This window comes from Flagellimonas rhodophyticola (assembly GCF_049332665.1).
GTDB lineage: Bacteria > Bacteroidota > Bacteroidia > Flavobacteriales > Flavobacteriaceae > Flagellimonas.
Genome location: NZ_CP186326.1, coordinates 271,355 through 285,493 on the forward strand (window position 1 = coordinate 271,355; position 14,139 = coordinate 285,493).

13 protein-coding genes are annotated in these 14,139 nt (G+C 39.9%); 9 read left to right on the top strand and 4 right to left on the bottom strand.

The features are described from left to right. Window positions 1-38: 38 nt before the first annotated feature. The 5 genes from ACOKFG_RS01195 to ACOKFG_RS01215 all read left to right on the top strand — a co-directional run bounded on the left by ACOKFG_RS01195 (window position 39) and on the right by ACOKFG_RS01215 (window position 2,275). A complete protein-coding gene (locus ACOKFG_RS01195; protein WP_298792116.1) occupies window positions 39-419 on the top strand; it encodes an NINE protein in 381 nt (126 codons plus the stop codon). 91 nt (window positions 420-510) lie between these two features. Continuing rightward, the gene (locus ACOKFG_RS01200) at window positions 511-834 is read left to right on the top strand and encodes an ArsR/SmtB family transcription factor (RefSeq protein ID WP_298792118.1); all 324 of its coding nucleotides are present in this window, start codon (window positions 511-513) and stop codon (window positions 832-834) included. Window positions 835-836: 2 nt separating this feature from the next. Beyond that, window positions 837-1,334 (top strand): DUF6428 family protein, encoded by a 498-nt coding sequence (locus ACOKFG_RS01205; protein WP_299487482.1) that lies wholly within the window; start codon window positions 837-839, stop codon window positions 1,332-1,334. Between the two features lie 9 nt (window positions 1,335-1,343). After that, a complete protein-coding gene (locus ACOKFG_RS01210) occupies window positions 1,344-1,835 on the top strand; it encodes a GNAT family N-acetyltransferase (protein WP_299487480.1) in 492 nt (163 codons plus the stop codon). Between the two features lie 17 nt (window positions 1,836-1,852). After that, entirely contained in the window at window positions 1,853-2,275 is a 423-nt protein-coding gene (locus tag ACOKFG_RS01215) for an arsenate reductase ArsC (protein ID WP_422861714.1), read from the top strand. 21 nt (window positions 2,276-2,296) lie between these two features. On the opposite strand, the gene ACOKFG_RS01220 is transcribed toward ACOKFG_RS01215, so the two are convergent. From ACOKFG_RS01220 to ACOKFG_RS01230, 3 genes are all read right to left on the bottom strand, one after another. Continuing rightward, entirely contained in the window at window positions 2,297-4,117 is a 1,821-nt protein-coding gene (locus ACOKFG_RS01220) for a GNAT family N-acyltransferase (protein ID WP_422861715.1), read from the bottom strand. 78 nt (window positions 4,118-4,195) lie between these two features. Next, window positions 4,196-5,446: an aspartate kinase gene (locus ACOKFG_RS01225; RefSeq protein WP_299487476.1), complete on the bottom strand. Its 1,251-nt coding sequence runs from the start codon at window positions 5,444-5,446 to the stop codon at window positions 4,196-4,198. A 28-nt stretch (window positions 5,447-5,474) separates the two neighbouring features. Continuing rightward, window positions 5,475-5,957: a GNAT family N-acetyltransferase gene (locus tag ACOKFG_RS01230; RefSeq protein ID WP_299487473.1), complete on the bottom strand. Its 483-nt coding sequence runs from the start codon at window positions 5,955-5,957 to the stop codon at window positions 5,475-5,477. 112 nt (window positions 5,958-6,069) lie between these two features. Here ACOKFG_RS01230 and fbp point away from each other — a divergent pair, with 112 nt between their 5' ends. Then, window positions 6,070-7,071: a class 1 fructose-bisphosphatase gene (gene fbp, locus ACOKFG_RS01235; protein WP_298792133.1), complete on the top strand. Its 1,002-nt coding sequence runs from the start codon at window positions 6,070-6,072 to the stop codon at window positions 7,069-7,071. 2 nt (window positions 7,072-7,073) lie between these two features. On the opposite strand, the gene ACOKFG_RS01240 is transcribed toward fbp, so the two are convergent. After that, window positions 7,074-7,496 carry a TerB family tellurite resistance protein gene (locus ACOKFG_RS01240; protein ID WP_298792137.1) on the bottom strand — a complete coding sequence of 141 codons (423 nt, stop codon included), beginning with the start codon at window positions 7,494-7,496 and terminating at the stop codon, window positions 7,074-7,076. Between the two features lie 112 nt (window positions 7,497-7,608). Here ACOKFG_RS01240 and ACOKFG_RS01245 point away from each other — a divergent pair, with 112 nt between their 5' ends. The 3 genes from ACOKFG_RS01245 to mfd are packed head-to-tail and all read left to right on the top strand — an operon-like array spanning window position 7,609 to window position 14,112. Continuing rightward, window positions 7,609-10,071, top strand: a complete 2,463-nt coding sequence (locus tag ACOKFG_RS01245) for a ligase-associated DNA damage response DEXH box helicase (RefSeq protein WP_422862172.1) — start codon at window positions 7,609-7,611, stop codon at window positions 10,069-10,071. Then, window positions 10,068-10,700, top strand: a complete 633-nt coding sequence (gene pdeM / locus ACOKFG_RS01250) for a ligase-associated DNA damage response endonuclease PdeM (RefSeq protein ID WP_422861717.1) — start codon at window positions 10,068-10,070, stop codon at window positions 10,698-10,700. Before ACOKFG_RS01245 ends, pdeM begins: the two co-directional genes overlap by 4 nt. A gap of 55 nt (window positions 10,701-10,755) precedes the next feature. After that, a complete protein-coding gene (mfd, locus tag ACOKFG_RS01255) occupies window positions 10,756-14,112 on the top strand; it encodes a transcription-repair coupling factor (RefSeq protein WP_422861718.1) in 3,357 nt (1,118 codons plus the stop codon). The last annotated feature ends 27 nt before the right edge of the window (window positions 14,113-14,139 follow it).

Here is a 14,139-nt window from a genome sequence, read left to right on the forward strand (position 1 = left end):
GCTAATTTTAGATTCAGTATTAACCAACAAACAATGTAATGTCAGAAGAAGAAAAAGACTTAGGTGACAAAGCCAAAGAAGCAGCTGGAGATTTTGCCGATGAGGCCAAAAAAACAGCAAATGAATTTGCCGAAGGCATAAAAGGCGCCGGCGGTGATAATAAAAAAATGCTTGCTGGAATTTTAGCCATCTTATTGGGCTCTCTCGGAGTTCACAAGTTCATACTCGGTTATAACAAAGAAGGATTTATTCTCTTAGGTTTTTCAATTGTAGCCTATATTCTAGTTTGCTTTGTCATTGGAGCATTTTTAGCATGGATTCCAGGCGTTATCGGACTGATAGAAGGTATAATCTATCTTACCAAATCCGATGAGGAGTTTTATAACACATACCAGGTAGGCAAGAAACCTTGGTTCTAAAAAATTAGCCGGAGAAATTCCCTCCGGCTTTTTATTTAATTATATCATCGTAATATTGCAATATTAAAATTTTGTTTATATTTGTACTCATATGGGAGTTACTAAAACACATATGTTCACGGTAAGACAAAACGAATTGGCCCAAGTTGCTAAGGTTTTGGCGCATCCGGCACGAATTGCAATTTTGGAATACATCAGCAAGCAAGAAGGATGTATTTGTAACGATTTGGTGGATGTTATCGGTCTTGCGCAACCAACAATCTCCCAACACTTAAATGAAATCAAAAAAATCGGCCTTCTAAAAGGAACTTTTGAAGGCAAAAATCTTTGTTATTGTATAAATGAAGAACGTTGGGAAGAACTACAACAGTCTTTCCAAGTATTCTTCTCCAATATTAATTTTAATTGTTGTTGATCATGAATACATCAGAATTTTTATCCCTATTAAAACAACACCAAGACAAGAGTCTGTTATTTGAGTATGCCGACGGTAAATTGGTTGGGGCAAATTACCATATTACCGAAGTAAAAAACACCATTATTGATTCCATTGATTGTGGTGCTCAGACTGATTTCTGGAAAGAAACGGTAGTACAGCTATGGGAAAGCCCAAAGGAAATTGGCAAAACCGAGTACATGTCTGTCTACAAAGCTTTGGCCATATTGAATAAAGTAGATCGAATAAAGCCCATGACCAGAGATGCAGAAATCAAATTTGAATATAGCAATGATGGCTTTCACACTGCCCAACTTTTTGTAAATGACTACGTCTTGGACGTCGATTCTTTACAATTTAAGCTCTCTGTGAAAAAAACGGACTGTAAAGCAAAGGAAACTTGTGGTGTAACTGAAAAAGTTGACCAAGAAAAGGTTGAGGCTGCAGCGGGATGTGCCCCAGAAAGCGGTTGTTGCTAAAATGAAAAGATGGTGGTCAGAGAAATGAAAATAGCGGACTGGAATCAGGTTGCTCGAATATATGAACAGGGCATCGCCACAGGTTTCGCCACATTTGAAAAAACAGTTCCTGATTATAACAGCTGGAGCCAAGCTCATTTGGAAAAATGCCGGTTAGTTGCGGAAGAAAATGGGAAGATTACCGGCTGGGCGGCCTTATCTCCCGTTTCTAGCAGATGTGTTTATGGCGGAGTGGGAGAAGTCAGTGTTTACATTGAAAAAAGCAACCGTGGAAAGGGTGTTGGAAAACTGCTTTTAGAACAATTGATCACCGAAAGTGAAAAAGCTGGATTTTGGACTATACAATCAGGAATTTTTCCAGAGAATGAGGGTAGCATTCAATTGCACAAAAAAGTTGGTTTCCGTTTTATTGGCAAGCGCGAACGCGTTGGCAAACTTGACGGAGCTTGGAGAGATAACCTGCTGTTCGAAAAACGAAGTATTAAAATTGGAATAGATTAAACACTTAAAACCCAAAAATGAAAAACGTATTGGTGCTTTGCACCGGAAATTCTTGTCGCAGCCAAATGGCGCATGGCTATTTAAACCACCTTCAAGATTCACTTGCCCATATTTATAGCGCAGGAATCGAGACACATGGACTAAATCCAGGTGCTGTGTCCATAATGAAAGAAGATGGAATCGACATTACTCAACACACCTCTAACCATGTTGATGAATATGATGGTATCTCATGGGATTTTATAATTACAGTCTGTGATCACGCCAAGGAAAATTGTCCTTTTATTCCGGCTGAAAATGCACAACGTATACATCATAACTTTTTTGACCCATCTAAAGTTTCCGGAACGGATGAAGAAAAGCACTCAGCCTTTCTAAAGACCAGGAACGAAATAAAAGAGTTTTGCCAGGATTTTGTGAAAGAAGAATTAATGAACTAGACTCAACTCAGATAATGTAGTCTATTCGATGGCGGATTGGGTATTTCCTTCCGCCATTTTTCGTTCCAATTCAGCTTGGAATTCCTCCATTACTGGTTTAACCGTACTTTCCGGCAAATCGGCAATCCGAATGTACATTAAACCGTCCACTGAATTATTAAACAAAGGATCTACATTAAACGCAACCACTTTTGCATTTTGTTTGATGTATTTTTTAATTAGTACTGGTAAACGAAGACTCCCAGTTTCTATCTCACTGATCAATTTGTCAAACTTATTTAAATCCGCCTGGGTCTCGTCAAAAACAAATTCCTTGTCCGCATCCTTCAACTGAACCTTGAACTCCTTTTTCGGTCTTATGTATTGCGCCACGTAAGGGTCCCAATAGTTGGATTTCATGAACTCGATCATCAAGGATTTTGAAAAGTTGGAAAATTGATTACTTATACTGACTCCTCCAATTAAATATTTATGCTCTGGATGCCTTAAAGTGGTATGAACGATTCCTTTCCACAACAAAAAAAGCGGCATCGGTTTTTGTTGATATTCTTTCATGATGTAGGCCCTACCCATTTCAATGGACCGCTCCATCATTCCATACAATTCGGGTTCAAAACGGAACAAATCCTGAAGATAAAATCCATCAATCCCATACTTCTTGAATATTTCTGACCCTAAACCCATTCGGTAGGCCCCTACAATGGCCTTGCCATCATTGTCCCAAAGAAAAAGGTGATGATAATAAGAGTCAAATTCATCCAGATCAATCGAGTTGTTGGTCCCCTCTCCCACCTCACGGAAGGTTATTTCCCGTTGACGGCCGATTTCATTCAAAATAAAGGGCATATCCGATTGTTGAGCGAGAAAAACCTCGTAGTTTTTGCTTTGCAACATTCTGCAGTCCTTCTCACGAAGTTTATCAATCTCTCCCTCCAATACTTCTGAGCTCACTGCTGTGGCAATCTTTTTTGGAGGTTTTGGAATTTTCAAAGTAGTGGGCACCTTATCGATCAAGCGTTCCTTTTCAAAAACATTGGCAAGCAAATACGTTTTTTTACGAAGCAGTTCAGTAAAGGACTCTAAAGTGGGCTCTTCTTGTTGTGCTTTAACGGATATGGGCTGACCGATTCTAACTTTAATTGGTCTACTGCTTTGTGATGTTACCTCCGAAGGTAATTTGGCCGTCCTGAAAACATCGTTCATCTTGGACAGTCGATAAAAAAGTCTGCTATTTCTAGCATGAAAGTAAATAGGTACCACCGGCACTTCAGCTTTTCGTATCAGTTTTAGTGCAGCTTCTTCCCAAGGTTTATCGACCACCAACTTTCCGTCACGATAGGTAGATACTTCCCCGGCAGGGAATATTCCTAAGGGATGTCCCTCCTGCAAATGCAACAACGCAGTTTTGAATCCCATAATACTGCTTTTGGCATCCTTATGGTTTTCAAATGGATTCACCGGCATAATAAACGGCTTAAGGGGTTCAATTCGATGCAGTAAAAAATTGGCAATTATCTTAAAGTCATCCCGTTCCTGAAGCATCAATTTCAACAATAAAACCCCATCAATACCACCTAGTGGATGGTTACTAATAGTGATATAAGGCCCTGTTTTTGGAAGTCGTTTTAAGTCTTCTTCCGGAATTTCAAAATCAATTTCATAGTGGTCCAGAATCTCATCTAGAAATTCCATACCCGGAAGGTCCTTGTTCTTATTGTAAAAACTATTGATTGAGGTAATCTTGGTCGCGACCATTAAAAGCCATCCAACAAAGGTGCCAAGAAACCCATATTTATCAAGATTAATAACCTTTGCAACCTCTTTGGCGGAAACCAGCCCCATAAAAAATAAATTAGGTAAGCGTAAAGATAGAAAAATCCCAACTTTGAGATTTTAAACCATAATTGAATGCGAATATTGTTATTTCACAACCAGCTGAACCGTTTCTCTCCCTCGTTGTTCCACCAATACAGATCTTCCATTCTGAAGTGATTTAACGGCCTTGTCATCAAAGTGACGTATGGTATACAAGGACACCTCTTCATGACAAACCACTTTGAACTTTTTCTTAAGCTCATTTAACATAGGTTGCAGCCCATTGAATTTGTTATCCAAACAGACCGAAAAACTAATAGCTGAGTTTTGAATAAGGTCGACTTTCATGCTATGGTCATGGAACAGTTTAAAAATCTCGCTGATATTGTTTTCCACAATAAATGAGAAATCCAGAGACGATAGTTTAAGTAAAACCTGATCTTTCTTAACTATGAAACAGGGTATTTTTGGGGATATGTCTTCGCCCTTACCTACAGTTGTTCCTTTTCCATTAGGATCAACAAATGACTTTACATGTAAAGGTATTTCCTTGCGTTGCAGCGGCTGCAGAGTTTTGGGATGAATCACAGAAGCTCCATAAAATGCAAGTTCAATGGCTTCTCGATATGAAATTTTGTTCAATAACTGGGTCTCCTCAAAATTTCTTGGGTCTGCGTTCAATACCCCAGGAACATCCTTCCATATAGTTGCCGATTCTGCATTTAAGCAAAACGCTAAGATTGCGGCAGAATAATCCGAACCTTCACGGCCTAATGTGGTGGTGAAATTGTTGTCATCACTTCCTAAAAAACCTTGAGTGATATTAAGTTTAGACATATCAACCTTAGAAGAAATTTCATTTTGGGTCCGTTCCCAATTCACGGCAGCATCGCGATAATTATTATCTGTCTTTATTAGGTTTCGAACATCTTGCCATGTATTCGGAATTCCAACTTGGGACAAATACTCGCTGATTATTGTTGTAGAAACCAACTCACCATATCCGACCACTTGATCATACACAAATGCATACTTCGGAGATTTATTCCAGGTAAGAAATCCTTTTACCTCTTCAAACAGTAACTTCACTTTTCCGTATACCTGATGATTTTTGTTCTCGAACAGGTCCGCAAGAATATTTTCATGGTATTCCACCACTTCTTGAAGTGCAGAAATAATCGAAGCTTTATCCTTAAAGTATGCCTCTACTACTTTTTCCATGGCGTTGGTAGTCTTTCCCATTGCAGAAATGACAACAAGAGTATCTTCATGTCCTACCTCTTGCAACACTTTTACCACATTCCGAACTGCTTCCGCATCCTTAACTGATGCTCCTCCAAATTTAAAAACTCTCATAAGTTTCTTTTCTCTATAACCCTAACGGTTAGTTGATGTTTTCAATATAATTTTTAATTCCTTTTTCATTGAGCTGCGCCACGTCCCAATCTCTCAACACCTTAGCCCCTTTCTTTTCGTAAAATGTAATGGCCGGTTCGTTCCAGTCCAAAACTTCCCAAGAAATTCTTCTTACACCAAGAGAATGTCCGTATTTGACAACCTCATCCAAAAGTGCAGATCCTAATCCGCTACCTCTCATTTTTTCAGTAACAATCAGATCCTCCAAGTGAAGTACAGGTCCTTTCCAGGTCGAGTATCTTGGATAGACCAATGCGATACCAACGATATCCCCTTGGTTTTCAGCAACGAAGCAATGGAAGAGTTTATTTTCTCCAAAACCATCATTGATTAAATCCTCTTGGGTTACCTCAACCGCATTAGGGTCCTTTTCAAACTCCGCCAATTCCTGGATAAGGGCCAACACTGCTCCCATATCCTCCTTAACTGCGTTTCTGATAGAAAAATTCATATTGTTACAAATAAAACTCAAAGTTATAAATATCTAAAATAATGCTGTAACGAAATCGTTATAGTTTCACAAAATACACGATATTTGTCGCCAAATAAAACAGCCTGCATTCATGTTTAGCAAGAACAAAACCCTTGGTGAATTCATCATCGAAAACCAGACCGAATTTCAATACTCGACCGGGGAGCTTTCAAAATTGATCAATGCCTTACGACTGGCCGCTAAAGTAGTCAATCACGAAGTGAACAAGGCCGGTTTAGTGGATATTTTGGGAGCCGCTGGGGACACCAATATACAAGGTGAAAATCAACAAAAACTGGATGTTCTGGCCAATGAAAAATTTATACAGACGTTAAAAAATAGAGAAATTGTCTGCGGAATTGCCTCCGAAGAAGAAGACGATTTTATAAGTATCAATAGTCAAGATAAAAACCATCAGAACAAATACGTTGTCTTGATCGACCCATTGGATGGGTCTTCCAATATTGATGTGAACGTTTCTGTTGGGACCATTTTTTCCATCTACCATAGGGTTACTCCAGTAGGCACCCCTGTGACCCTTGAAGATTTTCTTCAACCTGGAAAGAATCAAGTAGCTGCTGGGTACATTATTTACGGAACCTCTACCATGCTAGTTTATACGACCGGGCATGGAGTGAATGGTTTTACGTTGAACCCAGCCATCGGAACTTTTTACCTCTCACACCCAAACATGCAGTTCCCCGAAACCGGTAAAATCTACTCGGTAAATGAAGGAAATTATATCCACTTCCCGCAAGGGGTTAAAGATTACATCAAATATTGCCAAAAGGAGGAAGGTGATAGACCATACACCTCGCGATATATCGGTTCCTTAGTTTCTGACTTCCATAGAAACATGATCAAAGGTGGAATTTACATGTACCCGAAAAGCAGTAAGGCCCAAAAAGGAAAACTACGCCTGCTTTATGAATGCAACCCTATGGCATTTTTAGCAGAACAGGCCGATGGTAAAGCTAGTGATGGTTACCAGCGTATCATGGAAATTCAACCAACGGAATTGCACGAACGTGTTCCTTTTTTCTGTGGTAGTAAAAGAATGGTGGAAAAGGCCGAGGAATTTATGAAGTCCTAAGTCTACTTTTCAAGTAGATACTGGTAATCTTCAAAAGCGATTTTTCCGCAGAAAATATCAAACGATTTTTTGATGATTGCTGCCGCGTTTTCGGGGGAGTATCCCAAACCAATGGCATATTTTTCAATAAGCTTTTCTTGGTCATCATCGATGCTACGGTCTGCAAATGCCATTTTAAAAAAGTCGAACAAACGCTTTAATCTTTTTTCACCACTATGTGGTGTTTCAATCGGATATTTGTTTTCCTCTTTCATTACCTCTTTGTATTCCGCATCGGTTATGTTCAGTTTGAATGCAAACTTGTCAAGGATAGCCTTTTCTTCTTCAGTTATAATACCGTCTGCAGCGGCCAAAGTGGCCAAAGTGGCAAAATGAGCCAGGTTTTTACGCTGTTCTCCGTGCTCGTATAAATCTAAAATGGGCATGTGCTAAAATTTGTTCGGCAAATATAATTCTTAAAGTAGAAAGGATTGTAAAATTATCCCCAAAAGAAATTTGTAATTTTCATTTCGCTATCAACTTTTCAAAATTGTTCCACTGCAACAATCCGAACTTTTCCATATTGCCGAAAATTGGTTTCAACAACAAGGTTGGAAACCCTTCCCATTTCAAAAAGAAACCTGGAATGCCTTTTTAGATGGAAAACACGGGCTGCTCAATGCGCCAACCGGCAGCGGAAAGACCTACGCGCTTTGGTTTCCCATTGTGTTGAACTACATCAAACACAATCCGGAGTACAAGTCAAAACACAAAAAAGGGTTGAAAGCTATTTGGATAACCCCATTGAGAGCACTTTCCCAAGAAATTAAACAATCTGCGGAACGTATTACCCTTGACTTAGAGACTCAGATGACTGTCGGAATCAGAACGGGAGATACTTCAACAGCAGAAAGAGCAAAGCAAAAAAAGAGTATGCCCGATCTGTTGATCACTACACCGGAAAGTCTTCAACTTTTACTCTCGTCCAAAGGATATGACAAAGTATTTAAAAATTGCTCAGCAATCGTAGTAGACGAATGGCACGAACTTTTGGGCTCTAAAAGAGGGGTGCAAATGGAATTGGGTCTTTCAAGGCTAAAAACCATCTGCAAAGACTTACGCATTTGGGGTATCTCCGCGACCATTGGAAATTTAGGGCAAGCTCGAGAAGTGTTGTTGGGGCCAACTTCTAAAGCATTGGAAAACTCAACTTTGGTCAGGGCCAATCTCAATAAAAAGATTACAGTAAAAAGCATCATCCCCAAACAAATGGAAACCTTTCCGTGGCGCGGTCATTTGGGCCTTCGCTTGTTGGAGGACGTTGTTCCCATAATTAATAATAGCAAAACCACTTTGTTATTTACCAATACACGAGGTCAGTGTGAAATCTGGTTTCAAAAAATATTGGAAAAACATCCCGAATACGCAGGGGAGATTGCCATGCACCATGGAAGCATTAACAAGGACACACGTCTTTGGGTAGAGCAGGCCATTAGAAATGAAAGTCTAACGGCCGTGGTCTGCACTTCCAGTCTGGATTTGGGTGTAGATTTTGCTCCCGTGGAAACCGTAGTGCAAATTGGAGGACCAAAAGGGGTAGCGCGCTTTTTACAGCGAGCTGGACGCAGCGGACATCGTCCTGGGAAAGAAAGTGTCATTTATTTTTTACCGACACACGCCATGGAACTCATTGAGGCTTCGGCTATGCAAAAAGCAGTGTTGAATGCAGCGGTTGAAGATAGAATTCCATATCTGAACAGTTATGATGTACTAATTCAATATTTGACCACTTTAGCTGTTTCAGATGGATTTTATCCTGACCAAATCTACCAAGAGATCAAGAATACTTTCTGCTATCAAACCTTAACTGAGGAAACCTGGCAATGGCTATTGAATTTTTTGGTAATGGGTAGTCAAAGTCTAAAGACTTATGACGAATACAAAAAGGTGGAAGTTGAACCAGACGGAAGGTTTAAGGTGAACAATCTGGCTATTGCAAGAAGGCATCGATTTCAGATTGGGACCATTGTTGGCGACGCCAATCTCTCAGTTCGGTATCAAAAAGGAGGGTACATCGGTACCATTGAGGAATCCTTTATTTCGAAATTATCCCCTGGAGATATTTTTACTTTTGCGGGACGGAATCTTGAATTTATCCGCATAAAAGGGATGAGTGCTCAGGTAAAAAACTCATCAAAGCGAAGCAATAAAATTCCTTCCTGGATGGGAGGTCGTCTTAGTTTTTCAGCAAAAATGTCTGAACTTTTACGTCAAGAATTGTACTCCGCCGAACTTGAATCCAAAGCCCAATCACCGGAGATTAAGTCTTTGGCTCCCTTGTTTGCCAAACAACGTGAAGAGAGTATTGTTCCCCAACCCAATCAATTTTTAATTGAAACTTTTAAGACCAACGACGGTTATCATCACATTTTTTATCCTTTTGAGGGTCGGGCCATCCATGAAGGCATGAGCAGTTTACTTGCATATCGTATTAGTTTGCTATCACCCATCACCTGTTCCTTGGCTTTTAATGACTATGGATTTGAGTTGCTTTCAGACAAGGAAATTGATATTCAGGCTGTATTGGACAACGACCTCTTCACTCCCGAATATATGTTGAATGACCTTCAAAAAAGTTTGAATTCGAACGAAATGGCTCGCCGTAAATTCCGTGATATTGCGGTTATCAGCGGGATGGTATTTACAGGCTATCCGGAAAAAGGAGTTAAAATGAAGCACCTGCAAAGCAGTTCACAATTGCTTTTTGATGTATTTAAAGACTTTGAGGATGACAACTTGCTCTACCAGCAGGCTTTTACCGAAACCTTTGAACATCAACTTGAAGAAGGTCGTCTTCGCTTAGCTTTGGAAAGAATCATGGGTCAGGAAATCGTTTGGAAAAAATGCCAAAATCCAACACCTTTCTCATTCCCGATAATTACGGATAGATTGCGAGAAAAACTATCCAACGAAAAATTGGCCGACCGCATTAAACGAATGACCAAGATCCTTACCAGATGACCCAAAACATTTCCATTCATAATCAAAATTTTGTGCTCCACCCTTTGGGTGGAATCTTTTGGATAGAGAAATCCATGTTGCTGATCAGTGATGTGCATCTTGGGAAAATTGCACATTTTAGAAAATTTGGGGCAGCAGTTCCTCGCAAAGCAACCCATAAGAATTACATCCTATTAGACAAAATTGTGGGGCATTTCAATCCTTTTCAAATCTGTTTTTTGGGAGATTTATTCCACTCAACTTTAAACAAAGAATGGGAGCTTTTTGAAAACTGGGTGGGCAAAACACCATCTGAGATTATTTTGGTGTCCGGCAATCATGATATTATATCACCACATAAGTTTGAAGAATTAGGAATTCCCATTTTTCAAGAATTGGTACTTGGTGATTTCCTCCTGACGCATCATCCCGAAGAAAGGGAAGGCTTGTTCAATTTTTGTGGACACATTCACCCCGCCATAAAACTCAAAGGTTTCGGAAGGCAAAACTTGCGACTTTCCTGTTTCTTCAAGTCCAAAAACCAGCTTATTTTTCCAGCTTTTGGCGAGTTTACCGGCTCCTATACGCTAAAACCAAAAAAGAACGACGAGGTTTTTGTTATTGTAGAGGATGAAGTGGTAAAAGTTTAGATTTCAGCTTGTCGGCTACTGTTCTTCGGTCTATATTTGCCGCAAAGTTTTTGGATTGACCAAAGCATCGATTTTTCAACTTTTTGAACAGTCTCCCCAACTCGGGAAACTGAGGGATGCTATTGCCGAATCTGAAAAAATTAGTTCAAAAGGTCTTACCGGTTCTTCCCTCTCTTTTATAATTTCCTCTTTGTTCAAATCGACCGATTTGCCATTTTTAGTTTTATTGAACGATAAGGAAGAAGCTGCCTATTATCTAAATGATCTTGAGCAGTTGATTGGGGAAAACGAAGTGCTTTTCTATCCTGGAAGTTATCGCAGACCCTACCAAATTGAAGAGACCGATAATGCAAATGTGTTGCTGCGGGCCGAGGTCCTTAACCGCATCAATTCCAGAAAAAAACCAGCAGTAATTGTCACCTATCCGGATGCGCTTTTTGAGAAAGTGGTCACTCGAAAGGAGTTGGACAAGAACACCCTTAAAATTAAGTTAGAAGACACTCTTTCACTCGATTTCCTGAATGAGGTGCTTTTCGAATATCAATTCAATCGGGTCGATTTTGTTACGGAACCTGGTGAGTTTTCAGTTCGCGGGGGTATTGTTGATGTGTTCTCATTTTCGCATGATGAACCTTACCGTATCGAGTTTTTTGGGGATGAAGTGGACAGCATCCGAACCTTTGATGTGGAAACCCAGCTCTCTACTGAAAAAGTCAAGCGTATTTCCATCATTCCCAATGTGGAGAATAAATTTCTACAGGAATCCCGAGAGAGTTTTTTAAAATATATTTCACCTAAAACCGTCATTTTTTCAAAAAACCTAGATTTAGTTTATGGACGAATCGATTCGTTTTTTGAAAAGGCTGAAGAAAGTTTTGCAAAGCTTCAAGGTGAACTCAAACATGCAAAACCGGAGGAACTTTTTGTAAACTCAACTTTGTTGAAATCGCAGTTGGAAGACTTTAACCTGATCGAGGTGGGTAATTCCAATCACCTCTCTACTGCACTCGAGGTTACATTCAATACAAAACCTCAACCTGCTTTTAATAAAAAATTTGACCTCCTCATTGAAAACCTGAACGAAAACCATGCTTCAGGTTTTACCAATTATATTTTTTGTTCTACCGAGCAACAAGCCAAGCGATTTAATGACATTTTTGAGGAAGTCGAAGAGACGGTACATTACAAAACCGTGGTTTTTCCTTTGTATCAAGGATTCATTGACCATGATTTAAAACTGGTGTGTTACACTGACCATCAAATCTTTGAGCGGTATCATAAATTCCAATTAAAGAATGGCTATGCCAAAAAACAAGCCATTACTCTAAAGGAACTCAACAAATTGGAAATTGGGGATTATGTGACACACATTGATCATGGTATCGGAAAGTTTGGCGGGCTTCAAAAAATCGATGTTGAAGGCAAAAAACAGGAGGCCATTAAACTGGTTTATGGCGATAGGGACATTTTATATGTGAGTATTCATTCGCTCCACAAAATCTCCAAATTCAACGGAAAAGATGGGGCGCCACCAAAAATATACAAGCTAGGTTCTGCAGCTTGGAAAAAACTAAAGCAAAAAACCAAAAGCCGGGTCAAGAAAATTGCCTTTGACCTTATCAAAGTATATGCAAAGCGTCGTTTGGAAAAAGGGTTCCAATATGCCCCTGACAGCTATTTGCAGCATGAACTGGAAGCTTCTTTTATTTATGAGGACACTCCTGATCAGGAGAAATCGACTCAAGATGTAAAAAAAGATATGGAAAGTGAACGCCCTATGGATCGTTTGATCTGTGGGGATGTTGGTTTTGGTAAGACCGAAGTAGCCATTCGTGCTGCTTTTAAGGCGGTGGACAATGGAAAACAAGTTGCGATATTGGTTCCTACCACCATTTTGGCGTTTCAACATAACAATACGTTCAAAAAGCGATTGGGTGAGCTTCCCGTGTCCGTCGATTATCTCAACAGGTTTCGAACGGCGAAAGAGAAACGGGAAATCTTGGAGCGACTTGCCGAAGGAAAAATTGATATTATCATCGGCACGCATCAACTGGTGAACAAAAATGTGCAGTTCAAGGATTTAGGATTGTTGATTGTGGACGAGGAACAAAAATTTGGTGTATCGGTCAAGGACAAACTCAAATCCATCAAAGAAAATGTGGACGTGCTCACACTCACCGCCACCCCTATTCCTAGAACACTTCAATTTAGTTTGATGGCTGCTCGGGATCTATCGGTAATCAATACCCCTCCGCCTAATCGTTACCCTATTGACAGCCGGGTTATTCGATTTAACGAGGAAATTATCCGTGATGCTGTTTCGTATGAAATTCAACGTGGTGGACAGGTGTTTTTTATCCATAACCGCATAGAGAATATTAAGGAGGTCGCCGGAATGATCCAACGTTTGGTTCCCGATGCCAAAATTGGCATCGGTCATGGGCAGATGGAAGGTAAAAAATTGGAGCACTTAATGCTTGCCTTTATGAATGGGGAGTTTGATGTTCTTGTCTCTACCACTATTGTGGAAAGTGGCTTGGATGTAACCAACGCCAACACCATTTTTATACACAATGCGAATAATTTTGGTTTGAGCGACCTGCACCAAATGCGTGGTCGGGTTGGGCGAAGCAACAAAAAAGCATTCTGCTTCTTTATTACCCCACCTTATGAAGTGATGACTCCAGATGCTCGAAAACGCATCGAAGCTTTGGAACAATTTACCGAACTCGGCAGCGGTTTCAATATTGCCATGAAAGATTTGGAAATTCGAGGTGCAGGTGATTTGCTAGGTGGTGAACAAAGCGGATTTATAAATGATATCGGATTTGAAACGTATCAAAAAATATTGACAGAAGCAATAGAAGAGCTTAAAGAAAATGAGTTTAAAGAATTGTATGAAGAGGTTGAGGGCAAGCAAGAAAAGGTATATGTCAAGGACACTCAACTTGACACCGACTTTGAACTCCTCTACCCTGACGAATACATCAACAATATCACTGAGCGTCTAAACTTATACACTCAACTGAATGAGGTAAAAGACGAAGATGGCCTTCAGAAATATGAAAGAGAATTGGTAGACCGTTTTGGTGAACTGCCATCCCAGGCGTTAGACCTGTTGAACTCGGTTCGAATTAAATGGATTTCCAACAGCATTGGACTAGAGCGGGTAATCCTAAAAAAAGGAAAGTTTCTTGGCTATTTTATCGCCGACCAACAATCCGATTTTTATCAAAGTGCCGCTTTTACGCAGGTACTGAACTATGTGCAATCCAACCCCAGAACCTGTCAATTAAAAGAAAAACAAACCCGCAATGGACTGCGCCTATTGTTGGTTTTTGATGGGATTAACAGTGTCGAAAAGATATTAAAGGCTTTGGAGCCTTTGACTCCTGAATTTATCCTGGAATAAATATCTACAATGCCCTTAAGAGTATGC

Excerpts from the sequence above, each read along its gene's own strand:
- ACOKFG_RS01215 (WP_422861714.1), top strand. The coding sequence starts at position 1,853 with ATGAAAAACGTATTGGTGCTTTGCACCGGAAATTCTTGTCGCAGCCAA.
- pdeM (WP_422861717.1), top strand. The coding sequence starts at position 10,068 with ATGACCCAAAACATTTCCATTCATAATCAAAATTTTGTGCTCCACCCT.
- fbp (WP_298792133.1), top strand. The coding sequence starts at position 6,070 with ATGTTTAGCAAGAACAAAACCCTTGGTGAATTCATCATCGAAAACCAG.
- ACOKFG_RS01195 (WP_298792116.1), top strand. The coding sequence starts at position 39 with ATGTCAGAAGAAGAAAAAGACTTAGGTGACAAAGCCAAAGAAGCAGCT.
- ACOKFG_RS01205 (WP_299487482.1), top strand. The coding sequence starts at position 837 with ATGAATACATCAGAATTTTTATCCCTATTAAAACAACACCAAGACAAG.
- ACOKFG_RS01225 (WP_299487476.1), bottom strand. The coding sequence starts at position 5,446 with ATGAGAGTTTTTAAATTTGGAGGAGCATCAGTTAAGGATGCGGAAGCA.
- ACOKFG_RS01210 (WP_299487480.1), top strand. The coding sequence starts at position 1,344 with ATGGTGGTCAGAGAAATGAAAATAGCGGACTGGAATCAGGTTGCTCGA.
- ACOKFG_RS01200 (WP_298792118.1), top strand. The coding sequence starts at position 511 with ATGGGAGTTACTAAAACACATATGTTCACGGTAAGACAAAACGAATTG.
- ACOKFG_RS01240 (WP_298792137.1), bottom strand. The coding sequence starts at position 7,496 with ATGCCCATTTTAGATTTATACGAGCACGGAGAACAGCGTAAAAACCTG.
- ACOKFG_RS01220 (WP_422861715.1), bottom strand. The coding sequence starts at position 4,117 with ATGGGGCTGGTTTCCGCCAAAGAGGTTGCAAAGGTTATTAATCTTGAT.
- ACOKFG_RS01230 (WP_299487473.1), bottom strand. The coding sequence starts at position 5,957 with ATGAATTTTTCTATCAGAAACGCAGTTAAGGAGGATATGGGAGCAGTG.